At 59.2% G+C, this 25151-nt stretch carries 30 protein-coding genes; 9 read left to right on the top strand and 21 right to left on the bottom strand.

What is annotated here, in order from left to right:
- The first annotated feature begins 1 nt into the window (after position 1).
- Both HUU60_08530 and HUU60_08525 read left to right on the top strand, forming a co-directional pair.
- Positions 2 to 1249: an ABC transporter ATP-binding protein gene (locus HUU60_08530; protein ID NUL82750.1), complete on the top strand. Its 1248-nt coding sequence runs from the start codon at positions 2 to 4 to the stop codon at positions 1247 to 1249.
- A 72-nt stretch (positions 1250 to 1321) separates the two neighbouring features.
- Complete coding sequence (locus tag HUU60_08525; protein ID NUL82749.1) at positions 1322 to 2917, top strand: amidohydrolase; 1596 nt, start codon at positions 1322 to 1324, stop codon at positions 2915 to 2917.
- Positions 2918 to 2933: 16 nt separating this feature from the next.
- Here the strand turns inward: HUU60_08525 and rpsD are convergent, their stop codons facing one another.
- The 12 genes from rpsD to HUU60_08465 all read right to left on the bottom strand — a co-directional run bounded on the left by rpsD (position 2934) and on the right by HUU60_08465 (position 9066).
- Complete coding sequence (rpsD, locus tag HUU60_08520) at positions 2934 to 3566, bottom strand: 30S ribosomal protein S4 (GenBank protein ID NUL82748.1); 633 nt, start codon at positions 3564 to 3566, stop codon at positions 2934 to 2936.
- 3 nt (positions 3567 to 3569) lie between these two features.
- Complete coding sequence (gene rpsK, locus HUU60_08515; protein NUL82747.1) at positions 3570 to 3962, bottom strand: 30S ribosomal protein S11; 393 nt, start codon at positions 3960 to 3962, stop codon at positions 3570 to 3572.
- 18 nt (positions 3963 to 3980) lie between these two features.
- Positions 3981 to 4361 carry a 30S ribosomal protein S13 gene (gene rpsM / locus HUU60_08510; GenBank protein NUL82746.1) on the bottom strand — a complete coding sequence of 127 codons (381 nt, stop codon included), beginning with the start codon at positions 4359 to 4361 and terminating at the stop codon, positions 3981 to 3983.
- Between the two features lie 14 nt (positions 4362 to 4375).
- Complete coding sequence (rpmJ, locus tag HUU60_08505) at positions 4376 to 4489, bottom strand: 50S ribosomal protein L36 (GenBank protein ID NUL82745.1); 114 nt, start codon at positions 4487 to 4489, stop codon at positions 4376 to 4378.
- A gap of 87 nt (positions 4490 to 4576) precedes the next feature.
- Positions 4577 to 4801 (bottom strand): translation initiation factor IF-1, encoded by a 225-nt coding sequence (gene infA / locus HUU60_08500; GenBank protein NUL82744.1) that lies wholly within the window; start codon positions 4799 to 4801, stop codon positions 4577 to 4579.
- A gap of 23 nt (positions 4802 to 4824) precedes the next feature.
- On the bottom strand, positions 4825 to 5574 hold the full coding sequence (gene map / locus HUU60_08495) for a type I methionyl aminopeptidase (protein NUL82743.1): 750 nt from the start codon (positions 5572 to 5574) through the stop codon (positions 4825 to 4827).
- Complete coding sequence (locus tag HUU60_08490) at positions 5571 to 6209, bottom strand: adenylate kinase (GenBank protein NUL82742.1); 639 nt, start codon at positions 6207 to 6209, stop codon at positions 5571 to 5573. The genes map and HUU60_08490 overlap by 4 nt, the downstream gene beginning before the upstream one ends.
- Before the next feature lies 1 nt (position 6210).
- Positions 6211 to 7512: a preprotein translocase subunit SecY gene (gene secY, locus HUU60_08485; GenBank protein ID NUL82741.1), complete on the bottom strand. Its 1302-nt coding sequence runs from the start codon at positions 7510 to 7512 to the stop codon at positions 6211 to 6213.
- Entirely contained in the window at positions 7509 to 7949 is a 441-nt protein-coding gene (gene rplO, locus HUU60_08480; GenBank protein NUL82740.1) for a 50S ribosomal protein L15, read from the bottom strand. The genes secY and rplO overlap by 4 nt, the downstream gene beginning before the upstream one ends.
- The gene (rpmD, locus tag HUU60_08475; protein ID NUL82739.1) at positions 7936 to 8136 is read right to left on the bottom strand and encodes a 50S ribosomal protein L30; all 201 of its coding nucleotides are present in this window, start codon (positions 8134 to 8136) and stop codon (positions 7936 to 7938) included. The genes rplO and rpmD overlap by 14 nt, the downstream gene beginning before the upstream one ends.
- Entirely contained in the window at positions 8129 to 8692 is a 564-nt protein-coding gene (rpsE, locus tag HUU60_08470) for a 30S ribosomal protein S5 (protein ID NUL82738.1), read from the bottom strand. Before rpsE ends, rpmD begins: the two co-directional genes overlap by 8 nt.
- An 11-nt stretch (positions 8693 to 8703) precedes the next feature.
- Complete coding sequence (locus HUU60_08465) at positions 8704 to 9066, bottom strand: 50S ribosomal protein L18 (protein NUL82737.1); 363 nt, start codon at positions 9064 to 9066, stop codon at positions 8704 to 8706.
- 120 nt (positions 9067 to 9186) lie between these two features.
- Here HUU60_08465 and HUU60_08460 point away from each other — a divergent pair, with 120 nt between their 5' ends.
- The 5 genes from HUU60_08460 to HUU60_08440 all read left to right on the top strand — a co-directional run bounded on the left by HUU60_08460 (position 9187) and on the right by HUU60_08440 (position 13586).
- On the top strand, positions 9187 to 10470 hold the full coding sequence (locus tag HUU60_08460) for a thymidine phosphorylase (GenBank protein NUL82736.1): 1284 nt from the start codon (positions 9187 to 9189) through the stop codon (positions 10468 to 10470).
- 75 nt (positions 10471 to 10545) lie between these two features.
- Positions 10546 to 11442, top strand: coding sequence for a phenylalanine 4-monooxygenase (locus tag HUU60_08455; GenBank protein NUL82735.1), 897 nt, complete (start codon positions 10546 to 10548; stop codon positions 11440 to 11442).
- Between the two features lie 17 nt (positions 11443 to 11459).
- Positions 11460 to 12023 (top strand): c-type cytochrome, encoded by a 564-nt coding sequence (locus HUU60_08450; GenBank protein ID NUL82734.1) that lies wholly within the window; start codon positions 11460 to 11462, stop codon positions 12021 to 12023.
- Positions 12024 to 12049: 26 nt separating this feature from the next.
- Positions 12050 to 12511, top strand: coding sequence for a 5-(carboxyamino)imidazole ribonucleotide mutase (gene purE / locus HUU60_08445; GenBank protein ID NUL82733.1), 462 nt, complete (start codon positions 12050 to 12052; stop codon positions 12509 to 12511).
- A 1-nt stretch (position 12512) separates the two neighbouring features.
- Positions 12513 to 13586 (top strand): imidazolonepropionase, encoded by a 1074-nt coding sequence (locus HUU60_08440; protein NUL82732.1) that lies wholly within the window; start codon positions 12513 to 12515, stop codon positions 13584 to 13586.
- Here HUU60_08440 and HUU60_08435 read toward each other — a convergent pair.
- The 5 genes from HUU60_08435 to HUU60_08415 are packed head-to-tail and all read right to left on the bottom strand — an operon-like array spanning position 13583 to position 18792.
- Positions 13583 to 15139 (bottom strand): 4-coumarate--CoA ligase family protein, encoded by a 1557-nt coding sequence (locus HUU60_08435; GenBank protein NUL82731.1) that lies wholly within the window; start codon positions 15137 to 15139, stop codon positions 13583 to 13585. The genes HUU60_08440 and HUU60_08435 overlap by 4 nt on opposite strands.
- Positions 15140 to 15163: 24 nt before the next feature.
- The gene (locus HUU60_08430; protein ID NUL82730.1) at positions 15164 to 16111 is read right to left on the bottom strand and encodes an alcohol dehydrogenase catalytic domain-containing protein; all 948 of its coding nucleotides are present in this window, start codon (positions 16109 to 16111) and stop codon (positions 15164 to 15166) included.
- Positions 16108 to 17280, bottom strand: coding sequence for a tryptophan synthase subunit beta (trpB, locus tag HUU60_08425; GenBank protein ID NUL82729.1), 1173 nt, complete (start codon positions 17278 to 17280; stop codon positions 16108 to 16110). Before trpB ends, HUU60_08430 begins: the two co-directional genes overlap by 4 nt.
- Position 17281: 1 nt before the next feature.
- A complete protein-coding gene (locus HUU60_08420) occupies positions 17282 to 17962 on the bottom strand; it encodes an SDR family oxidoreductase (protein NUL82728.1) in 681 nt (226 codons plus the stop codon).
- Positions 17959 to 18792, bottom strand: coding sequence for a 6-carboxytetrahydropterin synthase (locus HUU60_08415; protein NUL82727.1), 834 nt, complete (start codon positions 18790 to 18792; stop codon positions 17959 to 17961). Before HUU60_08415 ends, HUU60_08420 begins: the two co-directional genes overlap by 4 nt.
- A 44-nt stretch (positions 18793 to 18836) precedes the next feature.
- Between HUU60_08415 and HUU60_08410 the strand changes: the two genes are divergently transcribed.
- The gene (locus HUU60_08410; protein NUL82726.1) at positions 18837 to 19733 is read left to right on the top strand and encodes an NYN domain-containing protein; all 897 of its coding nucleotides are present in this window, start codon (positions 18837 to 18839) and stop codon (positions 19731 to 19733) included.
- Here HUU60_08410 and HUU60_08405 read toward each other — a convergent pair.
- The 3 genes from HUU60_08405 to HUU60_08395 form a co-directional block, all read right to left on the bottom strand.
- Entirely contained in the window at positions 19690 to 20634 is a 945-nt protein-coding gene (locus HUU60_08405) for a quinate 5-dehydrogenase (protein ID NUL82725.1), read from the bottom strand. The genes HUU60_08410 and HUU60_08405 overlap by 44 nt on opposite strands.
- A 2-nt stretch (positions 20635 to 20636) precedes the next feature.
- Positions 20637 to 21458 (bottom strand): hypothetical protein, encoded by an 822-nt coding sequence (locus HUU60_08400; protein NUL82724.1) that lies wholly within the window; start codon positions 21456 to 21458, stop codon positions 20637 to 20639.
- 243 nt (positions 21459 to 21701) lie between these two features.
- Complete coding sequence (locus HUU60_08395; protein ID NUL82723.1) at positions 21702 to 23843, bottom strand: hypothetical protein; 2142 nt, start codon at positions 23841 to 23843, stop codon at positions 21702 to 21704.
- A 50-nt stretch (positions 23844 to 23893) separates the two neighbouring features.
- Between HUU60_08395 and HUU60_08390 the strand changes: the two genes are divergently transcribed.
- Entirely contained in the window at positions 23894 to 24460 is a 567-nt protein-coding gene (locus HUU60_08390; GenBank protein NUL82722.1) for an SRPBCC domain-containing protein, read from the top strand.
- Here the strand turns inward: HUU60_08390 and HUU60_08385 are convergent.
- Positions 24429 to 24989: a DinB family protein gene (locus HUU60_08385; protein NUL82721.1), complete on the bottom strand. Its 561-nt coding sequence runs from the start codon at positions 24987 to 24989 to the stop codon at positions 24429 to 24431. The two genes, HUU60_08390 and HUU60_08385, sit on opposite strands and share 32 nt — an antisense overlap.
- Between the last annotated feature and the right edge of the window lie 162 nt (positions 24990 to 25151).

Below are 25151 nucleotides of genomic sequence, written 5' to 3'. Positions count from 1 at the left end.
GATGCTTCGCGCCGAAGAGGTGAGCGCGGGCTACGACGATAAGCCGGTTCTTCGCTCGGTTTCCGTTTCGGTCGACCAAGGCGAGTTTGTAGCCCTGATCGGGCCCAACGGCAGCGGCAAATCGACCCTGATCAAGCTTCTTGCCCGCGCCCTTAAGCCCATAACGGGCAAAGTGCGATTCGGGGATCAAGCCATCGACGACATTCTGCCAAAACGCTTTGCGACGCAAGTCGCTTATGTGCCCCAATTGTTGCCGAACGACTTGGGCTTCACCGTTCGCGAGATGGTCGCCATGGGCCGCTATCCCCACAATGCGACGGCGACAGAAAACGCCCATGCGGTATCGAGAGCCCTTCAAGAAGCAGGCATCGAAGCGCTGGGCGATAGACCCTTCTCGCAACTCAGCGGCGGAGAGCGCCAATTGACGATCCTCGCTCGCGCTTTGGCCCAGCAAGCGCAGATTCTGCTTTTGGACGAGCCGACCGCAAGTCTCGACCTTCGCCGACAGTCGGAAATACTCTCGAAAGTTCGGCGCTGGACCCGAGAGCAGGGCATTGGCGCGCTGGCCGCCATTCACGACCTGAATCTGGCATCCGAGTTTGCCGACCGCATCGCGCTGATGAACCAGGGCCAGATTGTCGAGACCGGCGAGCCTGAGAGCGTGCTGACCGAATCGCGCTTGGCTCAGGCCTATGGCGGATCGGTGCTGGTGCGCGCCCATCCGATCACCGCCCGTCCGCTCGTCTATCCCTTGGCCGGTCAGTGGCGAGCCGAAATCGACCCCGGCGCGCCCAGAGTGCATCTGATATGCGGCGGCGGAACGGGATCGCGATACATTTACCCCTTGCTTGAGGCCGGATACCAGGTAACGCTCGGACCGCTCAATCAGATGGATACGGATGAAGAAGCGGCGCGTTCGCTCGGTCTCGAGGTCGCGACCGAAACGCCCTTTGAGCCCTACTCGGACAAGGCTCTTGAGCGGGCCGCCGAACTGATCCAAAAAGCGATCGCCGTCGTCGTCGCGCCCGTCCCATTCGGCTCGGGCAATCTCTCGGCGCTAAGCCTCGTCTTCTCCGCTTTGGAGCAAGGGAAGCCCTGCATCGCAATAGACGGCGACCAAATCGAGGAGCGCGACTTTAGCCAGGGCAAAGCGGCCGAGACCTGGCGCCGCCTGCTGTCCGGGGGCATGAAAACCGCCCACAACCTCTCCGAACTGTTGGGGCTGTTGGGTACCAGGAGCGTCCAATAGGACGGCTGCCCTCCCGGCAGGATTGGGAGGCGCGGGCGCAGAACCTTTCAAAGCAGAGGGAAAGCGATAACCATGCCCAGGAAAGCCTTTGTCAACGGGGTCGTCCACACGCTCGATTCGCGCCGACCAAAAGTACAGGCGGTGGTCGTCGATGGCGACCGCGTTCTGGCAATTGGATCGAACGACGACGCGCGACGCGCAGCAGGACGAGACGCCCAGATGATCGACCTGAAGGGCGCAACGGTTGTGCCCGGCCTTACCGACAGCCACTACCACCTGTCCGGCGTGGGCGAACGCGAGCTGACGCTCAATCTGGAAGGCCTGTCCGGTATCGAGGAGCTTTTGTCGAAGCTGAAACAGCGCATAGATCGCGCTAAGCCAGGCGAATGGGTAACCGGACGCGGATGGATCGAAACCCATTGGAAGCCGCCGGCGTTCCCGACGCGACAGCAGCTGGATACCGTCTCGAGAGACGTTCCGGTCTTTCTGACGCGCGCCGATGGGCACGGCGGAGTCGCAAACAGCAAGGCGCTGGAATTGAGCGGCGTTACGAAATCGACTCCGAATCCCTTTGGCGGCGAGATCATGCGGGATAAGGACGGCGAGCCGACCGGCATGTTGCTGGACAGCGCGATGAGCCTGGTAAGGGTCCGAAGCGAAAGCGTGGACCCTCGCCAAGCGCTGGCGATCGGCGCGCAAAAGAGCGTCGAACTGGGCTGGACGCAGGTCCACATCGCTGGCAACAGCTACGCCGAAGTCGATATCGTCCGCGACATGATTCGCAAGGGAGAGATGAAACTGCGCATCTATAACGCGGTGCGCGGACAATCGGAGGCCGGCCGGTTGTTAAAGGAGGGCGCGATTATAGGCGAGTCCGGCCGCAGGTTCACCTTGCGGACGATCAAACTAGTGATCGACGGCGCCCTAGGATCAAAGGGCGCTGCTTTGCTAGAACCTTATGCCGACCACGATACGAGCGGCTTTCTGACGTTGCGCAAGGAGACTGCTCTGCCGCTCTTGAAGGAAGCCCTGGTAAAAGGCATCCAGATCGAAACCCATGCCATTGGCGACTTGGCCAACCGCACCATTCTCGACTGGTACGAAGAGGCCTTGGCCGCTGTGCCCCGATCGCGCCGCAAAGTTGCGGCCCCGCGCTGGCGAATAGAGCACGCGCAGATCGTACATCCCGACGACGTGCCGCGATTCAAGAGATTGGGCATCATCCCCTCCATGCAACCGTCGCACGCTATCGGCGATCTGCACTTCGCCCCCAGTCGCATTGGCATTGAGCGAATGGGACGCGGCTACGTATGGCAGAAGTTCCTCCAGACCGGCTCCATCATCGCCGGTGGATCGGATGCGCCGGTGGAAAAGGGCGACCCGTTGATTGAGTTCTATGCCGCGGTCGCTCGCAAGGACCTCAAAGGCTATTCGGGCCCGGGATGGCATCCCGAGCAGAAAGTCGATCGAACGACAGCCCTCAAGATGTTTACCATGTGGGCGTCCTATGCGGCGTTCGAAGAAAACTTGCGCGGCAGGCTCTCTCCAGGCATGTTGGCCGACATGACGGTCTTCGACCGCGACATCATGGCCATCCCCGAAGCAGAGATACTCAAGTCTCGATGCCTGGGCGTGGTCATCGCGGGCGAACACTTGCCGAACGCTTGAGACCGCAACCGATCGATTATCGGCTGTAGAACTCGATGATTTTCTGTACGTCGATCTCCGACGAGACCTCGTCCGGTTCGGGCGTTCGAACTACGGTCGCCTCAAAAGTCTGAGGATTGATCGCGATCCACTTGGGCTGGTTCTGGTCGACCAGGTTGCCCGCATTCGCCTGGGCGAGCGCGGTGCTTCTTTTCGATTCATGAATGCCGATCACGTCGCCCGGCCTCACGGCATAGGACGGGATGTTGACCCGCTTGCCGTTGACCGTGAAAAAGCGATGATCGACCATCTGTCGCGCTTGGCCGCGAGACGGCGACCAGCCGATCCGATGAATCACATTGTCCAGCCGCATCTCCAGCAACTGAACCAGAACTTCGCCGGTAACGCCGCGCTGTCTCTGCGCCTCCTCGACATAGGCTCGGAACTGGCCCTCGCGCAGGTGATAGGTCTGTCGAAGCTTCTGCTTCTCTCGAAGCTGTGTGGCAAATTCGGTGATCTTCCTATCCTTGTTGCGCTGGCCGTGCTGTCCGGGCGGAAAAGCCCGCGTCTCGAACGAGCACTTCTTGCTAAAGCATCGATCGCCCTTTAAAAAAAGCTTGGCGCCGGCTCGACGGCACATTTTGCACTTTGCTTCCCAAATAACCGACATCCTTTATACTCTCCTGCGCTTCGGAGCGCGGCATCCGTTGTGCGGCACGGGCGTTACGTCCTTGATCACGATGACCTCCAAGCCCGCTGCGGACAAGGCTCGGATGGCCGTTTCTCGCCCCGGCCCCGGCCCCTTCACATGCACGTCGATCTTTCTCACGCCATGCTCCATGCTTTTGCGCGCGGCGTTCTCCGCGGCCAGTTGAGCGGCAAACGGCGTCCCCTTCTTGGTGCCCTTAAAGCCGACTGTGCCGCCGCTCGCCCAAGCGATGGCGTTCCCGCTCGCATCGGACAGGGTAACGACCGTGTTGTTGAACGTTGCGTGAATGTGAGCGACGCCGTGAACGATGTTTTTGCGCTCTTTCTTTGCTTGTGTGGTTTTTGCCTTTCGCGCCATAAATGCGTCTCCTGAGATTTACTTGGTCTTGCGTCGTCGTCCAGTGCTGACGGTGCGCTTCGGACCCTTGCGAATGCGCGCGTTGGTGCGGGTGCGCTGACCCCGGACCGGCAAGCCGCGCCGGTGCCGAATGCCTCGGTAGCAGCCGATTTCGATCAAGCGACGGATGTTCATCGCGATCTCTCGGCGCAAGTCGCCCTCGACTCGATAATTGCGCTCGATCTCTTCTCGCAACTTGGCGACCTCGGTATCGGCGAGGTCCTTGACGCGCTTGTCGCCGCTGATGCCGGTTGCGGCTAAAATCTGTCGGGTGGTGGTGGGACCAATGCCGTATATGGCGGGCAATGCGAACTCGAGCTTTCGCTCTCGGGGCAGATCAACGCCAGCAATTCGTGCCAATCCTCAAATCCTCCTTAGCCTTGGCGCTGCTTATGCTTCGGGTTTTCGCAAATGACCCGAACCACGCCCTTTCGCTTGATGATTTTGCACTTCACGCACATTTTTTTCACCGATGCTCGTACTTTCATATCGTTTTCTCCTCGATCTATCCGGAGCCGCGGCGCAAAAAAGCCCGCTCCGAACCCGGGACTGGAGATTATACCCGAGCGAATCTTCTATTTGTATCGATAGACGATGCGGCCCATCGACAAATCGTAAGGCGAAATCTGAATCTTGACCTTGTCGCCCGGCAGAATGCGAATGTAGTGCATCCTCATCCTGCCCGACATGTGGGCGATGATCGTGTGTCCGCTGTCCAACTCGACCTTGAACTTCAGGTTGGACAGGCACTCGATCACCGTGCCTTCGACTTCGATGCCTTTGTCTTCTTGTCGCGCCATTCGTTACCTCTCGCTTGCGCTCCTCACTCTATCGTCAATATCTCGCAGCCTGTCTCCGTGATGGCCACGGTGTGCTCAAAATGGGCGGAAGGACACCCGTCTCTGGTTACGACCGTCCATTGATCTGGCAAACAAACGGTCTGGGGCCTGCCCATGCAGACCATCGGTTCGATCGCGATCGTCATGCCGGGCCGCAACCGGGGGCCTTTGCCGGGGCGCCCTATATTGGGGACGCTCGGCTCCTCGTGAACGTTGACTCCCACGCCATGGCCCTGCAAACCTTCGGCCAACGAGTAGCCCTGGCTCTCGGCCGTGCGCTGGATCGCGTTCGATATGTCTCCCACGCGATACTCGGGCGTCGCCATGGCCAAACCGGCTGCCAGAGCCTGCTGAGTCACTTTCAACAACTTTTCCGTCGCTTCGTCGATCTTGCCCACGGGCGCAGTGATCGCCGCATCCCCGATCAACCCGTCGTAAACCACGCCCATGTCAAGGCCGACGATATCGCCCTCTTCCAGCACTCGCGGGCCGGGAATGCCGTGCACGATCTCTTCGTTTACCGAAACGCACAGCGACGCCGGATAACCGCGGTAGCCTTTGAAAGCAGGGAAGCCGCCCATCTGCAGCGTAATGCGTTCGGCCAGATAGTTCAGCGAGAGCGTGGTCGTCTTGCCCGGCTCGATCGCCTCGGCGCACTCTCGCAGCGCTCTCGCGACGATCTGCCCCGCCTTCCGCATCTTGGCGATCTGCGATTCGTTCTTAATGATGATCACAGCCCGAGAGTCTCCTTCAGGCTGGCAAAGACCTGGTCTGGCGAGGCTTCGGCGGATACGGCCCGATGCGCGCCTCGCTCTTTATAAAACCCTACCAAAGGCGCCGTTTGGTCTCGATAGACGATCAGACGCTTACGAATCGTTTCCGGCTCGTCGTCCTTTCGGATCGTCAGACTGCCGCCGCATTTGTCGCAGAGATCGCCCTTGGCGCTGGGCGATGCCTCGATATGGAAGATCGCCCCGCATTGAGAACAGGTGCGCCGCCCGCTCAATCGTCGCACGAGCGTCTCTTCGTCCAATACGAATTCGATGACAGCGTCCAACGGCCTTTCTAACTCGGTCAAAAGCGATTCCAGAAAGCGACCTTGGGCAACCGTCCGAGGGTAGCCGTCCAGAATGAAGCCGCTCTCCAGCGGCGCGAGGGTCTCTCGGATGAGACCGTTGACGACCTCGTCCGGTACCAATTCGCCCGATTCGACGAATCGCTTGGCCTCTAGCCCCAAAGGCGTGCCGTTCGCCATCGCATCGCGCAGGATATCGCCTGTGGAGAATACGTTGGAACCGGTGATCTCTTGAAGGCGCTTGGCCTGCGTGCCCTTGCCGACTCCGGGCGGCCCTATAAAGACCAATCTCATACTATCGCAGGAAGTCCTCGTACTGGCGCATCGACATCTGCGATTCGATCTGACGCAAGAAGTCCAAACCGACGCCGACCATAATCAGCAGAGAGGTGCCGCCCAAGGCGAATGTCTGCACGCCGGTCCAGTTGGGCACCATGTATTGCATCAGAGCGATAATCGCCAAGAACGACGCGCCAAAGACGGTTATGCGCGACACAACCCCGTCTAAAAAGTCCTTGGTCGGATTGCCGGGCCGGATGCCCTGCACAAAACTGCCTTGCTTCTTCAGGTTGTCCGCGATCTCGTCCGTGTTGAAGATGATCGAGATGTAGACGTAGGTGAAGGCAAAGATCAGGAAGGCAAAGAAGAACGCCCCAAACCAGCTGTAGCCGGGCGATAAGTGTTGCGCGATCCAATTGGCGGCGTCCGCTACCCAGCCCGTGCGGCCCGTGAAGGCGCTGGCAAGCGTAACCGGAATCGATTGGAGCGCCATCGCAAAGATGATCGGCATGACGCCCGCAGCATTAACGGGAATCGGCAAGTAGGATGCGCCGCCCATCGTCTGCCGCCGTCCGATGATGCGACGGACGTGCTGAATCGGGATGCGCCGCTGAGACTGGGTTACATAGACGACCGACCAGACAGTGATCAAGAAAATCGCCAACAGGGCGATGATCTGGTACGCCTGGTAGGTGCCGGCTTGCAGATAGACCACGGTCGAGGCGATCTGCCCAGGGATCGTGGCAACGATGCTTGCAAAGATCATCAGCGATACGCCTTGGCCGATGCCTTTCTCGGTGATCTGCTCGCCCAGCCAGAGCAAGAACATTGCGCCCGCGATCAGGGCGAGAATGACGTAAAGGGTAATCCACAGTCCGCCGGCTTCCAGCGCGCCGTTGTTTCTAAATACGGTTATCAGGCCTAGCGCTTGCAAGAACGCGACGACCAATGTCAGGTATCGCGTGTATTTGGCGATCTGGCGCCGGCCCGCCTCGCCGCCTTCCTTTTGCAAGGCGCGCAATTGGGGCAGCGTGTACGACATCACCTGCATGATAATCGACGAGGTGATGTAAGGGTTTAGGCCGAGAGCCAGCACGGCAAATCGCTTTAGCGCGCCGCCGGTAAAGAGGTTCATAAACTGCCAAGCGGCGTTGCTCTCGATGATTTCTTTCAGTCGTTCATGGTTAACGCCCGGCACAGGGATGTGCAGGCCGACGGCATAAACCCCGAACATGGCGAAAACGAACAGGATTCGCTGTCGGAGCTCGGGCAGTTTGATCGCGCTGCCCACAGCCTCCATGAAGTTGATGCTCATCATAGGCGGATAGCCTCTCCGCCCGCGGCTTTAATCTTCTCCTCCGCGCTGCCGGTAAATGCGTGCGCCGACACCTTCAATGCCTTGTCGATCTCTCCGTTGCCCAATATCTTGATGCCGTCCAACAGTTTTCGGACGATTCTCATCTTCTTCAGCGTTTCGGGCGTGATCTCGTCGCCGGCGTTGAACCGCTTTGACAGCGTGCTGACGTTGACGATCGCATACTCCTTTCGGTTGACGTTGCGGAAGCCGACTCGAACGGGCAGTCTGCGGTGCAAGGGCGTTTGGCCGCCTTCGAATCTGGGGGGCACGGTATTCCGCGCGTGTTGGCCCTTGTGTCCTCGGGTCGAGGTCTTGCCGTGTCCGGAGCCGATGCCGCGTCCTACTCGTTTGGGCTTCTTTCTGCTGCCGGGGGCCGGTTTCAAATCATGCAGTCGCATCTTTGGACTCCTTGTCGACCGTCTCGACCTCCACTAAATGCTTGACGGCGAAGATCATGCCGCGCACGCTTTCGTTGTCCGGCTGGATGACGCTGTGATTGAGCTTTCTCAATCCCAACGCTCGCACCGTGCGCTTGTGGTTTTCTTTGTTGCCGATCGGGCTTCGTTTCAATGTGATCTTAAGCATGTTTGGCCTCTTCCACGTCCAGATACTTCTTCACGTACCAGGGCGCCAGTTTGGACAGTTTCATGTTGCGCAGGTCGGCGGTCTGCTCGGGCCAGCGAATCTCTCGAAAGCACTCCATGGTGGCCCAAGCGGCGTTGATCGAGTTGCGCGAGCCGACCAGCTTGGCCAAAACGTCATGGATGCCGGCCGCTTCTAGCAGGGCGCGAACCGTGCTGCCCGCCACGACGCCGGTACCTGGCGAAGCCGGCCGCATGACGATTCGCGTCGCGCCGACCTTGACGGAAACTTCGTGGGGGATGGACGAGCCGACGATAGGCACCTTCACCAAATTCTTTCTCGCCGCTTCGATCGCCTTGCGAATCGCGTCCGGCACGCCCAACGCCTTGCCAATGCCGCAGCCCACGTGCCCTTTGCCGTCGCCCACCACCACCATCACCTGCCAGCTCATCGTCCGTCCGCCCTTGTGCGTCTTCGAAACCTTGTTCGTATGCACCACCCGCTCGATGTGCAGGTTTAACTGGTCCGGATCGATTCGCTCAATTCGATTGTCGCTCATTCAAAATCTCCTTAGAACTTCAGGCCGCCCTCTCGCGCTCCGTCGGCCAGCGCGGACACCCTTCCATGATAGAGGAATCCGCCGCGGTCAAAGACAACCAATTCGATGCCTTTGGCCTTGGCGCGCTCGGCCACCAATTGACCGACCGCCTTGGCGGCCGATACGTTGCCTGTGTAGCCTACCTTGCCCTTCAAATCCTTGTCCAAGGTCGATGCCGATGCGAGCGTCTTGCCTTCCGTATCGTCTACAACCTGGGCATATATGTGCTTGATGCTGCGAAAGACGCAAAGTCGAGGACGCGCAGCCGTGCCCTCGATGCGCTTTCGAATATGAAAATGGCGCCGCACTCTCTTTTGTTTTGACGTCCGTTTCATCTCAACCTCACCTCGTTTTACAACTCTGATCAGCCAGACCGACCTCTGGCACAGGACAAATAGGATACCACATTGATCGCGGCGCAAGGCTCAGCCCCGCGCGAGTATAATCGCCGTGGAATGATCGACTGGATTGCCAAGAAGCGAGACGGTCTCGAATTAAGCCAAGACGAAATCGCACAACTGGTCGCCGCTTACGTCGACGGTCGACTAAAAGAATACCAGATGAGCGCTTTTCTGATGGCGGCGTTTATACGCGGCCTGAGCGATTCGGAGACTCTTGCGCTGACCAACGCGATGGCCGACAGCGGCGAGCGCCTCTCGTTGCCGGGCGACCCGAGCGGTTATGTCGATAAACATTCGACGGGCGGCGTGGGCGACAAGACGACCCTAGTCGTCGTGCCGCTGATCGCCGCGGCGGGGGCGCGCGCGGTCAAACTCTCGGGACGAGGGTTGGGCTTTACGGGCGGCACGGTCGATAAGTTGGAGAGCATTCCCGGTTTTCGAACCGAGCTGTCGCCAACGGAGTTTTTGGCTCAGGTCGAGCGGATCGGATGTTGTTTGGTGGGTCAGACGGCCCAATTGGCTCCTGCCGACAAGAAGATATATGCCTTGAGAGACGTTACGGCCACGGTCGATAGCATCCCGCTGATCGCCGCCAGCATTATGAGCAAGAAGCTGGCGGCAGGCGCACAGAACATCGTGTTGGACGTAAAGCTCGGTCGCGGCGCGTTTATGTCCGACATAGGGCGAGCGAGGGAACTGGCCGACAAGATGATCGCCATCGGCACAGGCGCGGGAAGGAAGGTCGTCGCCTATCTGACCGACATGGAGCAGCCTTTGGGACGCACGATCGGGAACGCGATCGAAGTGAAAGAGGCGATCCAGACTTTGACTCCCGGCGCGGATAAGGATGCCCGCTTTGTTGAGCTTTGCTCAACCTTGGCCGGAGAGGCGCTCTCGTTGTGCGGAAAAGGCGGACGCGAAGCAGCCGAAGCAGCATTGAGCAATGGATCTGGCTTGCGAAAACTGAGAGAGCTGATCGAAGCGCAGGGCGGCGATCCAACGGTCTGCGACGATCCAGACCTCTTGCCGCAAGCGACGATAAAGAAGGAAGTTGTCGCTACAGCGGAAGGAACCCTCGCAAGCATCGACGCCCGGGCATTGGGCGAAGCCGCCGTGCGGCTGGGCGCTGGGCGAAAAGTCGCTGGGGAAGAGATCGACCATTCGGTCGGATTCGAACTCCTCAAGACAGTAGGCGATAGAGTCTCCATAGGCGAGCCGTTTGCCGTCGTCCATGCCAAGGACGAGACGACCGCGGTCGAAGCCGAACGAGCCGTTCTGAGCGCGATCGAGTTCGGCCGGTCCGACCCGAATCCGATCATCTTTGAACGACGAGCGTAGGTATAATTTTATCGGCGAGCGCAGGCCGCCAATGGAGGCAGAATGATGTCTAGCGCAACCGATTATCGCCCCGGCATGGGCCTCACGACGACCAAGGCCCCCTTCATCGAAGACGCCGTTAGCAGCGGCCAACTTTACATCCATCAACCCTATGAGCTTTATTCGGAAGAGAACCACGAGGCTTGGCGCCGCCTCTATGCATCGATGCACGAAAAGTGGGCCAAGTACGCCAACGAGAAGTTCCAACAAGGCATCGAGAGCCTCTGCTTCGACCCGGACCGAATCCCCAAATTAGAGGATGTTAATCAGTTTCTTAGCCCGCTCACCGGATTTAAAGCCAAGGCAGTCAGCGGGTACGTGCCGGCGTTTATCTTCTTCGATTGTCTGCGCAATCGCGAGTTTCCCACCACCATCACCATCCGCGACATCAACAATTTGGACTACCTGCCCGAGCCGGACATCTTTCACGACATCAGCGGCCATGTGCCGATGCACACCGATCGCGCTTTTGCCGACACCCTGGTGCGGTTTGGCGATTGCGCCCACACGGCGGCCGATATTGTCCGACAGATTAAGGACAAGGACGAACAGATCCGGCGACTCACCAGCATCCAGAAAGCTTTGGCGCGATTCTTTTGGTTCACCGTCGAGTTTGGCCTGATGCGGGGCAAGAACGGCGACCTTAAGGTATACGGCAGCGGATTGCTCAGCTCTCGCGGCGAGATCGAGCACTGTATCGAATCGCCCGAGGTGCAGCGCTTCCCGATCCAGTTAGAATGGGTCGTCAACCAGTATTTTGAGATTCACCACTACCAGCCGCTGCTTTTCATCGTCGATTCGTTCGACCACCTGTTCGAACTCGTCGGCGAACTCGAAACTTGGATGAAAGAGGGCAAATTGAACAACGTCTCTCCGGGCGAGCCGAAGATCAGCCCCGAGGACCTCGATAGCTTTTTACAGACCGAACACTAATCAACCCGGAGGAACCAATGAGGTTCAAACTCATCGCCGTATCTGCTTGCTTGCTCGCAATAGGTGGACTCGTTTGGCAGACGACCGCACAGTCTCAGGCTCAGAAGCAGAAGATCGCCCGTGGAAAGTACCTTGTCGATATCGGAGGCTGCGTCGATTGCCACACGCCGTTCAAGATGGGAAAGAACGGCCCCGAGCCGGACATGACGAAATATATGTCGGGGCATCCGCAAGAGATGAAGCTGCCCCCTCCGCCCAAGATGGAAATGCCCTGGATCTGGGCAGGCGCGGCTTCCAACACGGCGTTCGCAGGTCCGTGGGGCGTTACCTTTGCGCCGAACATCACGCCGCACAAAATCAGCGGGCTTGGCGCGCCTCAGTGGAGCGAGGCGAACTTCGTCAAGGCCATCAAGACCGGAAAGCATCTGGGTATGACCCGCCCCATCATGCCGCCCATGCCTTGGACCGCCTACAAACACATGACCGACGCCGACCTCAAGGCCGTCTACGCCTATCTCATGTCGATCAAACCCATCCACAACGTTGCGCCGGACTATCAACCCGCCGAGAGCGGCGAGTGAACGGCCATCCGCTGGTCGGTATCGTCATGGGCTCCCGGAACGACTGGGAGACCATGGTGCGGGCTGCAAAGACCCTCCAGAAGCTAGGCATTCCTTACGAAGCCCGCGCTTTGTCTGCTCACCGGACGCCTGATGCCGCGTTTGAATATGCGGCGACTGCGGTGGAACGGGGTTTGGAGGCCATCATAGCGGGCGCGGGCGGCGCCGCACACCTGGCTGGCGTTCTGGCGGCAAAGACGACCTTGCCCGTGTTGGGCGTTCCGATCGAATCGCCCAGCCTCAAGGGTCTCGATTCGCTGTTGTCCATCGTCCAGATGCCTCAAGGCATTCCTGTCGCGACCTTTGCCATTGGCGCGGCAGGCGCTGCCAACGCGGCTCTGTTCGCTGCGGCCATTCTAGCGCGATATAGACCGGACGTGCGCGATGCGTTGGAGCGTTTTAGAGACGAGCAAACTAAAACGGCGTTAGAAAACAGCGTCATCGAATGAGATGAGCCCCGAAACGCAAGCCTTGTTGCGCGAGTTAACTCCTCCCAACGGCTTTGCGGCTCCGGGGCTTGTCGATCCTCACACGCATTTGCTGTTTGCGGGAGAGCGCGCAGAGGAGTATGTTCGGCGGGCGGCGGGAGTCCATTACCAAGAGATCGCGGCTTCCGGCGGCGGAATTCTCAGTACGGTGAGGGCGACCCGCCAGGCAACCAAAGACCAACTGGTCGAATTAGGGCTATCGCGGCTCAAGACCATGCTCTCCTTTGGCGTTACGACGGTCGAGGTCAAGACCGGCTATGGGCTGACGCTGAAGGACGAGCTGAAGTTGTTGGATGCGATCTTTGAGCTTCGTCAGTTACAGCCGGTCGAGATTGTGGCCACGTTCATGCCTGCCCATGCCGTGCCCCCCGAGACGAGCGCCGACGCCTATATCGATCACGTCTGCGAAGAGATGCTTCCCGCGGCGAAGGAGCATCCCGCCGAACCCAAGTTTGTCGATGTTTTTTGCGAGAAGGGAGCCTTCACATTGGCTCAGTCGCGCAAGGTGTTTCAAGCGGCGGCGCGATTGGGTTTTGGGCTAAAAATCCACGCCGACGAGTTTAACAACTTGGGCGGATCGCAGTTGGCGGGCTATTGGGAGGCGGTGAGCGCGGAACACTTGCTCAAATCGGACCAAGACGATTGGCGCATGTTGGTAGAGGGCGGCGTAACGCCGGTGCTCTTGCCGGGCACCGCCTTCACGCTAAAAGAGCCGTATGCCAACGCGCGCGGCATGATCGAGACGGGGCTAAAGCCCGCCATCGGCACCGATTTTAACCCCGGCTCTTGTCCCATTATCTCGCTGCCGTTCGTCATGGGGCTGGCCGTGCTCTACATGGGGCTGACGCCCGACGAGGCGCTGGCGGCGGTTACTGCGAACGCCTTGCAAGCGCTTGCCTTGCCGCCCGAACACGGAGCTGACGACGCGACGATCTGGCCGTACCCGTCGGTCGCGCACATCGCTTACAACATGTCGGTCGCCAGGCCCCGCTTTGTGATCAAGAACGGCCAGGTCGTCTGCGAAAATCCAGTCTAAGCGCGATCCTTTTCGATCAGGGTTCGCCTCAAAATCTTGCCGGCAGGCGATTTGGGCACCGCGTCGATAAACTCCACATACCGAATCTTCTTGTAGGGCGCGACTTTGCCCGCTACAAACTCCATCAGCTCCTCTGCCGAAACCTCTGCCCGCTTGACGACGAACGCCTTGGGCACCTCGCCCGCTTCTTCGTCCAACGCCGGGATGACCGCGGCGTCTGCAACCGCCGGATGAGTCAATAGCAAAGCCTCTAACTCGGCGGGAGGAACTTGATACCCCTTGTATTTGATCAGCTCCTTCAGCCGATCCACGATGTAAAAACAGCCGTCCGAATCGACCCGCGCCATATCGCCGGTGTGAAGGAAACCGTCCGAATCGATGCACTGAGCGGTCGCTTCCGGGTTGTTCAGATAGCCCTTCATTACCTGCGGCCCGCGGATCAGCAGTTCGCCGTCCTGATCCGTGCCTAACTCCTCGCCGGTCGAAACGTCGATGATTTTGGCCTCGGTGTTTGGAACCAGTGGGCCGATCGAGCCGGGCTTGGGTTTGGGATAGTCGAACGGAAGCACGTGCGTTACAGGCGAGGTCTCAGTCAAGCCATAGCCCTGAGAAACCGCGCATCCGATCCGGCTTGAGGCTTCTCCCACGACGTCGGCCCCGAGCGGCGCCGCCCCGGAGAGCACTAACCTAAGAGAAGACAAGTCGTATTGTGCGACTGCCGGATGCTTGGCCAGCCCCAAGATAATGGGCGGCACTAAGTTCGCCAGTTCAATCTTGTAATCTTGCAAAATCTGAAGAAAGCCTTCCAATTCAAATCGAGGCATGGTAACGAGGGTCTTGCCCATGCGCAAGCCTAGATGCGTTACCGCCACCAGGCCGTAAATGTGGAAGATGGGCAAGAGACCGAGCATCTTCTGAAACTCGAAAGCGCCGATGGTCGCCTCGGTCTGCGCCAGGTTGGCGACCAGGTTTCGGTGCGTCAGCATCACCCCTTTGGGCATACCGGTCGTGCCGCTGGAGTAGGGCAGGCAGACGGTATCCCCCGTCGGGTCGATGCTGGCGTTGGGCGGCTGATCGCCGTGTTGAAAGAGCGTTGCGAACGGCGTTGCGCCTTCCGCCTCGCCAAATACGACGATCTCCGCTCCGCCGACCTGTTTAGCCGCGTCGGAAGCCTTGTCCATCAACTGTGGAATGGTGAAGAGCATCTTGGCCCGGCTGTCGCGCAGTTGAAAGGCCAGTTCGTCCGCCGTATAGAGAGGATTAGCGGTCGAAACGATGCCGCCCAAACGGGCCGCGGCATGAATGGCGACCACATACTCAGGAATGTTAGGGCTATAGATGGCGATGGCGTCGCCCTTGGTAAACCCTTTTGCCGCCAATCCTGCCGCCGCCATTCGGATCATCCCGATCAACTTGCCGTAGCTCAGTTCGCGCCCGGTCGGACCATCGATCAGCGCTGGACGATCCAGATAGCTCCCAGAATGGGCAAAGACGTAGTCGGTGAGAGATTGATTCGGTATCTCTATTTGAGGATAAGGGCTTTTGAATATCATTGGAGGGCCTCCTTGGGGGCAATTCTACCCATCGAACATGAGTACAGGCTTCAAAACATCGCCGCGTTCCATGTCGGCAAACGCCTCTTCGGCCCGTTCGAACGGGTAAGTCTTAACAAGCGGCGCCAGGTCGAGATTCGGCGTCAGGCGCAATGCTTCCGGCCACGCATGGGCGCTCGATTTGCAACCAACGACGGTCAGTTCCTTGCTCAGAATGTCGTACCAGTTCAGCGTCGTCGGTTGCCGGTCGTAGCCAAAAACGACGATCGTGCCCGCTTTCTCGGCCAATTTAAGGGCCGTTGCCGGAGCTGTGGTCGATCCGGCAGCATCGATCGCGACATCGGCCAAGCGATCGATCGCATCTTCGGGCGCATATGAGCGTGAAATCGCGCCGCACTCTTCCGCCAACCGCCGTCGCCTTTCGCTCGGATCGACGCCGATAATCTTGGACGCGCCCCGCATTCGCGCGATCTGCGCGATGGTTTGCCCAAAGAACCCAAGACCGACGATGCCGAGCGTCATCCCGTCTTCTATCTTGGCCAGTTTGAGCGCGGCGACGCAACCGGCTACCGGCTCGACCAGCGCCGCCTGCCAATTCTCGACTTTGGGCGCGTCGTGTAGATTCGCCTTGGGAATGGCCAAGCGTTCCTGAAATCCGCCGTCGCAACCGATGCCCAAGTGCTTCAAGTTTTCGCAAACGTTGGGCCGCCCGGACAGGCAGAATCGGCACGATCGGCAGAAAAGTTGCGGCTCCACGACGACGCGCCGACCATCGGCCTCGCCCAGAATCTCGTGCCCCAGCGTGATGGCGCCGCCGTCCCATCCATAATGGCCGCTCTGCTTGATGTGAACGTCCGTGCCGCACAGACCGCAGGCCAAAACCCTGACGATAACCTCGCCTGAAGTCGCAACAGGCGGCTCCATATCGACCAGGGCCAATCGGCCGGGGCCGACCAGGCGAAACGCCCTCATGCTCTCCAGCCAAGACGGCGCGAGACTGCGTCCACATCTTTATCGCCCCGCCCAGAAAGGTTCACGATCGCTAACTGATTTTGTTCGAAGCCTGCTTTGTATAGGTAAGCGATCGCGTGCGCCGATTCTAATGCCGGGATCAACCCTTCCGTTTCGGCCAGACGCGCAAAGGCCGCCAGCGCTTCGTCGTCCGTGATCGAAACATACTCCGCCCGACCGGTCTCTTTCAAATATCCGTGCTCCGGCCCGCTGCCCGGATAGTCCAAACCGGCAGAGATCGAATGCGCCTCCTGAATCTGACCGTCTTCGGTTTGCAGCGTCAGGTTCGCGCTGCCGTGCAAGATGCCCAGCCTGCCTGCGCCGATGCTAACGGCATGGCGGCCCGTCTCCACGCCCTCTCCCGCCGCTTCGACGCCGATCAGCCGCACCGGGTCGTCGAGGAATGGATGAAAGAGGCCGATTGCGTTGCTGCCGCCACCCACGCAGGCAATGGCCACATCGGGCAATCGTCCTTCCAAACGCAATATCTGCTCTTTCGCTTCGCGCCCGATGACCGACTGCAAATCGCGCACGATCATCGGGTAGGGATGCGGCCCGACGCAAGAACCTATGATGTAGTAGGTATCGCGAACGTTCGTTACCCAATCGCGGATCGCCTCGCTGGTCGCGTCTTTCAGGGTTTTCGATCCGCTGGAGACCGGCAGAACCTTTGCGCCCAACATCTGCATTCGCACGACGTTCAGCTCCTGTCGGCGCATGTCCTCTTCGCCCATATAGACTTCGCACTGCAGACCGAACCGCGCGCAGGCGGTCGCCGTCGCTACTCCGTGCTGTCCTGCGCCGGTCTCGGCAATCACCCGCGCCTTGCCCATGCGCTTAGCGATCAGCGCCTGGCCGATCGCGTTGTTGATCTTGTGCGCGCCGGTGTGGCACAGGTCCTCCCGCTTTAGATAAACCTTGCAGCCTGCGTCTGCGCTCAGTCGATCCGCTCGATAGAGCGGCGTCGGGCGTCCGGCATACGATTTCAAGATCGAATCCAGTTCGCTCCAATACTCTGGGCCAAGCGCAGAGTAGAACTCGGTCAGCTCTTGAAGCGCCGGGATCAGCGTTTCGGGCACATAGCGCCCGCCAAACCGACCAAAGTAGCCTCGCTCGTCTGGAAGCTTCACGCTAAAGCACCCCTAACGGCGGCATCACTCGCAACTCATCGATCACCGAACCTTCCGGCTGAGTCAAAATCGCCATTGCGGCCTCCGCTATATGTTCCGGTTTCATCATTTCATCCTTGGGCGGGCGAGAACTGGTCGTCTCCCATAGCGGCGTATCCGTCGCGCCGGGCAACAGCGCAGAGACCTTAACGCCTTCGCCTCGCACCTCCATCGCCAACGATCGCGAGAACATTAGCAATCCGGCTTTGGACGCGCAGTAGGCCGTCGCGCCGGGAAACGCGGTGTACGATGCCACCGACCCAATGTTAAGGATATGGCCGCTGCGTTTTGTCAACATCCCCGGCAAAAAAACTTTTGCGCAGTGGTAGGCGCCGATCAGGTTGGTCTCAATAACTCGCCGCCACAGCGCCGGGTCCGAATCCATAACGCTTTCAAATCCTGCGACCCCCGCCGCGTTCACCAAGAGGTCGATCGGTCCTATCTGAGCCGCCATCTCTCGCACGGCCTCAAAGTCGGCAACGTCGCAGGCGAATCCCTGACAACCCTCGGGCAAAGCGCCCTCCATCGTCCGAGAAACCAACCATACTGCGACGCCTTCTTGCGCCAGGCGTTGCCCGACCGCCCGTCCGATTCCCTTGCTGCCGCCGGTTACGACCGCCCTCTTGCCTCTCATTTCGCTCATTCTTCCTCGTAGTCGAACCAGCTCTTGTGCGTCTCATAGATCCGCGTTCGCTTGAGCGCGGCGGGCGCGGCAATGTGCGGCTTAACGGCCTGGTAGATGAACCGGGCCAGTACTTCGGTCGTCGGTATCTGGCCCTTTAATTCCGGCACCTCTTCGTTCAGGTTCTTAAAGTCCAGCCGATCGATCACCTCGGCTTGCACGATTCGATCGAGCAGAGCGAGATCGAACACCATGCCCGTCTCGGCGTGGATCGGCCCGCTGATCGCGATCTCGGCTCGGTAGCTATGGCCGTGGCCGTTCGGCCAGCTGCACTTGCCAAATATCGCTTCGTTTTCTTCGTCGGACAACTCCGGTCGATGCAACCGGTGCACGGCAGAGAACTCGTAGGTTCTCGTCAGGCGGGCCATAGGCAATCCTCCGATAATCTCTCCAAAGTAAGACGCGCCCAGCCAATCGTACTCCTTGGCGGCAGTGCGGCATAGTGTGCAATTTCCAACTTTCCCATCCAGCGCCTGCCACACATAGAGCGCCAGATTCTCGCAGGTCGGATTTCTATCTCGAAAGAACGGCACGTCTAGGTTCAGGCACTTGTGATCCAAAGGTTCGACGACCCAATCGCGCATTGCGTCGTCCAAATCCTTGATGTTTACAACCCAAAAGTTCTTCTTGTCGATCGGTCCTTCGACCCCTGCCTCCACCACGTAATTGTGTCCGTGAGGGCGGGTTAGGCGACCGAACGCGCGCTCGTTTTCAGCCTCGCTCCAGGTCGGAACGCGCATGAAATGCGACGATTCGAACTCGGCCTTGCGATGGATTCGGGCGCGGGGCATCGGCCCAATTTTACCAGCCGCGCCGGTAGGCCATAATAGAAGCGATGAGCTCTTCGACCAACTACGCCGCCGTTTTCATCGATTTCGAGAACATCTACTACTACATTCAGAACACGATCGGCGATCGAGTGGACGCGGGCGACTGCATGATGGAGATGGTGCGCAGCCTGCGCCAATGGGTTTGGGAGGAGCGCAGCGAGAGCGTCATCCTTCAGCACGCCTACGCCGATTTCGAGAAACTCAGCCATCAAGTCTTAGGCTCGCTCTACCTGTTGGGGGTCGAAACCCACAATGTGCTGGGCACCGAGCACAAGAACGCCGCCGACATGCGCCTTTGCATCGATGTGATGGAAGCGATGTATACCCGCCCGGAGATTCGCACGTTCGTCTTCTTGGCCGGAGATCGCGATTACATTCCGGTCGTTCAGCACCTTCGCAAGCACGCCCGGACCGTGCTGGTCGTCGCTTTTCAAAAGAACGTCTCGGGCGACCTGCTGATCAACGTGGGCGAAGAGCATTTTCTGGACGCCAAGTCGCTGATGCCGCAGTCGCAACAGGTCATGTTCAACTTTCCGCGGCAACAGAAGCCGGTGGCGCGCGCAACGGCCGCGGTCGCCAGCCGCCCGGCGACGCCGCCCAAGCCCCCCGCGCCCGAAGACTTCAGCAAGCCTCGAGAGATCGACGATGAGAACTCCCTGCAAGCCTTGGACATCCTCATGCGCCGATTTGGGCATTATCCAGAGGTCTATGTGGCGAACTTTCTAAGGGAGCTTCGCGCCGAAACGCCGCTGCTGGCCGATTTTGAGCGAAAAGCCTCTATCAGCGATTTAGAGGATCGCGGCGCGATCCGAGTCGAGAAGCGCCCGGGAGAGCCGCACGACTATTCGGTCATTCTGATCAACTGGAACCACCCGGACGTGCAGCGACAAAATCCGGGCTAACCGTCTGAAGTTTCACAACGGTTGGCTTCCAGCTCAATTTTTCAAGAGCCGATAGATAGTCTTGGGGGGTCAGTTCTTCCGGCCGTCTGCCCAACAGCGCGACCAAAACGCCTTCCATCACGTTCGTGCCGAACGATTCGCCTTCGAACTCGGGCGTTGTCGCGATCGCCTTCTCGACGCCCGCTTCCTTTAGAAGATCGATGTCGGCCTTCCGCAGCGTGTTGGTCAGCACGACTTTCCCTTTCAGATCGTCGGGCATATAGCGTCGGATGATGTGCCAGTCGCCAGCGATCAAGTCGGCCTCTGCGAACAATTTTGGCGCGCGAGGCTTCCGGCTCTCTTGCTTCGACCCGGTCGGATAGAACCACTGAAAGGGAAGCCGAGTGATGACGGGCAATAGCAAACGCGCCAGAATCCGTAGCATTCGATACGATCGAATGGGCAAAGGGAAACCGATCCCAAATACCAGATCGCCGTAGACAACCTGATCGCAGCTCTCGGCCAGCGCCTGCGCCATCCCAAACCGATCCACCGCCGCCACCATCAAGACTTTGGTCTGGCGATTGATAGCGCCTGTCTCCGTCAGGTATCGAACGGTTTCCCGCTCTAGCGTGTTTTTGAGGCCGCTGCCGTCCACCACGGGCGTCTTGACCGCGCCGCTCACCAACCTTTGGACCGTGCGAAAGACGTAACGACGGTCGTCCATCCAAAGGTAAAGGTCGGCGCCGCCGACGCCCAGCGCATCGGCCTGGCCGTCCAGATCGCGAAACATCCGAGCGTATCGGCGCAAGTCCCCGTCTGTGCCGATACGCTCGATCAAGAAACGCTCGCCCAGGAGCGTCGCTTCGGTTCGTTTGTCCCGGCGGGAAGACCCCAAACTCACCGAGACGATCCGCTTCATTTTTAAGGTTTGGGCTCCTTCCACTCTTTGCTCTTTTCGCGCGCTTCTCGCCATGCCTGTTCGTACAGCCGCTCGCGCTCGGCCTTGCCCGGGGCGCGACCGGTGGCATAGAACCAAGCCGCCGCTCGGCCAATAGTGCTCGTGCCGGCATAGGCCACCATACCCTTCAGCACGACGCCGACGCCGCCCGGCACAAAGCCGACCAACTCTCGAGCGATGGCCCGCCAGCCGAAGGCCGATCCGATCACCGAGCCTAACTCGGGCAATCGCTTCTTCCAATCCGCCTCCTTGCCATACGAGGCCGCCACGCGCAGCACCATCATCAACTGGTTCTTGGTGAGCAGCGCCATATCGGCCAGCGCGGCGGGCGGCGCTAGAAGCCCCAACAGCGGCACTACGCTCGGCACGGCCGAGAGCATTGCAATACCGGCGTTCAGTTGAGAGCTCTCCTCGATCACCTTGTTGGCCACGATCTCTCGCGTCCCCGGCAAGATTCGCGCCACGGCGATCAAAGGAAACTCCTTTTTGTGCAGGTCGATGATGAGACGCTCGATGGCGTCTTGAGGCACTTCCAGTTGGTCGCACTCGATCACCGCATCGTAATCCCCGTTCGCATAGATGCTGGTGCGGTGCACATAATCTTCCGCTTTGCGCAGAGCGTCCGCCCCTGCGCCTTCGGTCAGCACTCGCCAAACGGATTCCGTTCGATCGTGCTGTCCCACCAGCGCGATCTTAAACGTTGCGTTCAGTTCGGCTTCGATCGCCTTGGGCGAGAGTTGTTTGGTCAACCCCCACCAATGGCTGAATTGGTTCCAAAGCCGCATTCTCATTGATTTCCCCCTGTGGATAGATCGGGGCGCCGAGCAGAGCCGGCGCCCGATCGTTAGCTTAGAAGGGAGCTGAGTTCATAACCGCTTCCAGTTCAGGCGTCGCTAAACGCTGACGAAGCAGGCATGGCCAGCCCTCTCCGGGGCGGCTAAAACCGCGCCCCCTCCTGATTACGGTAGTTGTCCATCCGCATATCACCCCCTTACGTTTAGGATAATATCATTGTGGCACACCGGGCGTCAATTCGGCTCCACAGGCTCTGGCCGTGGCCGACTGATCTTCTTGAGCGCCGCCTGCACCGGCTGGGGGAGAGACTTGAAGGGGACCCATTCGGACTTGGCTTCTGTTCCTGCAAATTCCGTCGACCATTGAAACTCGGGATCTAAGACGACTTTGGCCGAGTATCGATTCATCGTCTGCCGCTTGACCCGCGAGTCCTCCAACTCCGAATCGGCTTCGTGGGTCTTCAGTAGAGATCGGTACGATGATTCTATCAGTTCCTCTAGTTCGTCGGGTCCGACACCGATCCACTCGGTCTTTCGGATGTCTCCTTTGATTTCGACGACGTATCGAAACTCGGGCATTGTCTCGACCGCAAGGAAGCCGGTTGGCGGCAGGCCGTCGGGATAGCGACTGGTGATTTCAAATGCGGGCGAGTCGGTGTCGACTTCGTCCATTTCTTCTAACTCTGGAGACTCCGGCTCGGCGGTTAAAGCGCCATAGGCATACCGATTCAGGATTCTGCGCTGGTCGGGCGATAGCATCCCGATCGAAATTCGCTGGCCTGCCTGCAGCGCCAACCATTGCTGCGGACTGAGCGCCGCAAAAACGGCGTCGAGAGGCGTCGTCTGGCCGTGGTAGTTCACATCGCTTCCTACAAAGAACTCTAACAGTTCGATGTACGATTGGAACGGGTAATAGGGATGCGGGTCGAGTGAGCCTTTCGCCAACTTGAGGTAATCGGCCAGTACAGGCGCGCCGTTCTCGTAGCTCTCAAGCCACACGGCCTGACTTGTCGAACGATCCGCTCGCTCGTTGCGAACAGCGTTCGGATAGGCCCCGACCCCCAACAGCCAACCCTCTTCCACCTTCCACTGCACTCTGCGCGACGGCTTGACGAACGCGCTCTGCACGGCCATTGGCGTTACAACGCCAGGCCTCATCCTCGCGCAATTCGCCAACAACTCATCGCTCAGCAGCGCCACGACAGGGGTATCTTCGCTCTCTGCGAGCCCTAACAGGAGCGGAGAGACGACCCAGTTCAACGGCTCGTGATCGGCTGGCCGAAGAAGCCGCTCTCTCAATTTCTGCACGGTTTTGGGCGCGACGGTCGTTCGATTGTACAGATTCTGCACTCCGGACGTATAAAGGTCGGAAGTCGCTTCGTCCAACGCAATAGCGCGCTTTGGATCCTTGCCCATGATCGATTGCACGTCTGATTGGAGGCGCTTTGGCCCTTCGATCATAACCAACTCGTGCTCGAACCCCTCGTTCTCCCTAAAAACGACCGACCAAAGATTGAGTTGAAAAGGACCGGTTCTTTCTATGCACAGCCAAACAAGGTCCCCGTCCTTCTGTTCTTCCTCGGCGGCCGCAGCCGCCTCGGCGCCTCCCTCGGCATCGCCCATTAGGTCGCTAAGCTCCGGGAGCAGCGCGGCCACTTTCTTTTCGTACTCTTCGACTAGAGTCTTGAGTTGCTTTGCATCTTCGGTTTTCCGCTCGCGATACTGGGCAAAGGTGGAGCGGTCTACAGATAGAGGGCGCTGCGCCCGCGTGGGAGCCGAACTGAAAACAATCCGATCGCCTGGCTTCATCCGCGCAATGGCGGCCATGTCCGCCCTCGCCAGCCAAAAACCAATCGCCCGGCCTTCGGGCGAGAGAGCCTGATAATCTGAAAACGTCTCCTCAAACTCCGTCTCGTCAAACTGATCCCACATCAGCGCCGAACCCGCGCCCCGATACTGCTCCATTATCTTGATGAACTCGTCCAGGGCGGTTTTCAACTTCGCTGTATCGAACGGACCCGCGCCAGCCTGGCGATACTGACCGAGCTGCCCCATCATCCATTCGGAAATCTCGCGCTCTTCGTCCTGCGCGCTTTTGGCCGACCAGGCGATGCGGTACCCGTCCCCATCCTTGATCAAGTCGGCGCGCAACGCCTCCGCCAGACGCTTCAGTACGGCCTCTACTGGCTGATCTTTGACGCGAACCAACAGCAGATCGTCCTTGATCGGACCCTGCACCGAGATTTTGACGCCGCTCTGCTCCGAAAGCTTATTGACGATCTGGAGAAGCGGCTCTGCGCGAGCCGTCAACGTAACCGGCTGCTGGCCGTGCCCAACCGTCAGCGCCGCCGCTAACAAAAGAATCGCCCTTTTCATTTCCATCGCCCCCTGTGCTAGAGTCTACATTATCTTACGGAGAATTACCCATGAACATTCAACTCCAGCCCGACAAACCGATGAGCGCGATCAAAGAGGAAACCGGTCGTGCGCTCGACGACTGGTTCGACCTTTTGGACAAAGAGGTCGGCATTGACGCCGGTCGCCGAAAGATCATCGAGCATCTCTATGTCAATCACAAAGTTGATGCCTGGTGGGCGACTACCATCAACATCGAATACGAAGCGCGACATAACAGGGTCGAAAAGGACGGCCGGCCAAAGGGCTACAGCATCTGCGTTACCAAGACCATCGCCTGCGATCTGACAGCGGCCTACAAAACTTGGCTCGACCCCAAAGCGCAAGAACGGTGGCTGGGCGGCGCGTTGCCCGGGGCGATCAAGCGCGAGCGCGAGAACAAAGACCTGCGCTACGATTGGCAGCATCCCGATTGTCAGCCGGGCGGCGTGGTGGACGTGGTGTTTCAGGACAAAGGCGGCGGCAAGACCTATGTAATGGTAACCCACGACCGCCTGCAGGGTCGGCCAGAAGCAGACGGGGCGCGAGTTGCCTGGGGCGACGCGCTTAACCGCCTGAAGTCGATGCTCGAAGCTTAGCCTGCTCCTTGCGATACTGAATTGCGAGAAGCACGGCCTGCCCGCCATGATACGCCTCGTGCGCGATCACATGGTGCAACAGCCAGCGCAAGGTGAACCCGTTCTCCCGCCTCATCCTCACGGCCGACGGCTTGTCCTGCCAATTTTTCAACACGGCCAGCGTCTCTTTTCGATGCTGGTCGTGCAGGTCAAAGTACCACTTCAGCGGTTTCTTAGGCGGCTTGGGCCATTTTACAGCGTCCACATTGGTCTCGTAGGTCAAGAGTTGCTTCCAGACCGCTGGGTCGATCTCCTCGCTAGCCCCGACCTGGCGCAGCCAGAAAAGTTCGACATCGATGATGTGCAGCAAGATGGCGCCGATGCTGTGGCCGTTCTCAAACGGTTGCCAGACAATGCCGTTCGGTCCAATGCGGCCTAATTCGCCCCGCCATTCGGTAGTGCCGTCCTGCAACATCGCGGCCAAAAGTCCGAGTTCGGTCTCCATGCCCTTTACCGGCTTGACGTCGTACACCTTCTTGGGCTTTGCCATAGCCATCTTCAGTTCGATGAAGTTGTAGGCTGTCCTTCCCGCGATGCGCCTCGTTCACGATCCCTCGTGCTGAGGGATGAGGGTCCAGACTTCGTCCGGGGGGACTTGGCCCCATTCGGGGTCGTCGGCTGCGGGGTAGGTTTCTTGGGCGGCGTTCAGCAC

The sequence above is a fragment of the Armatimonadota bacterium genome (assembly GCA_013359125.1).
GTDB lineage: Bacteria > Armatimonadota > Fimbriimonadia > Fimbriimonadales > GBS-DC > JABWCR01.
This window is presented reverse-complemented; position numbering and strand designations above follow the sequence as displayed.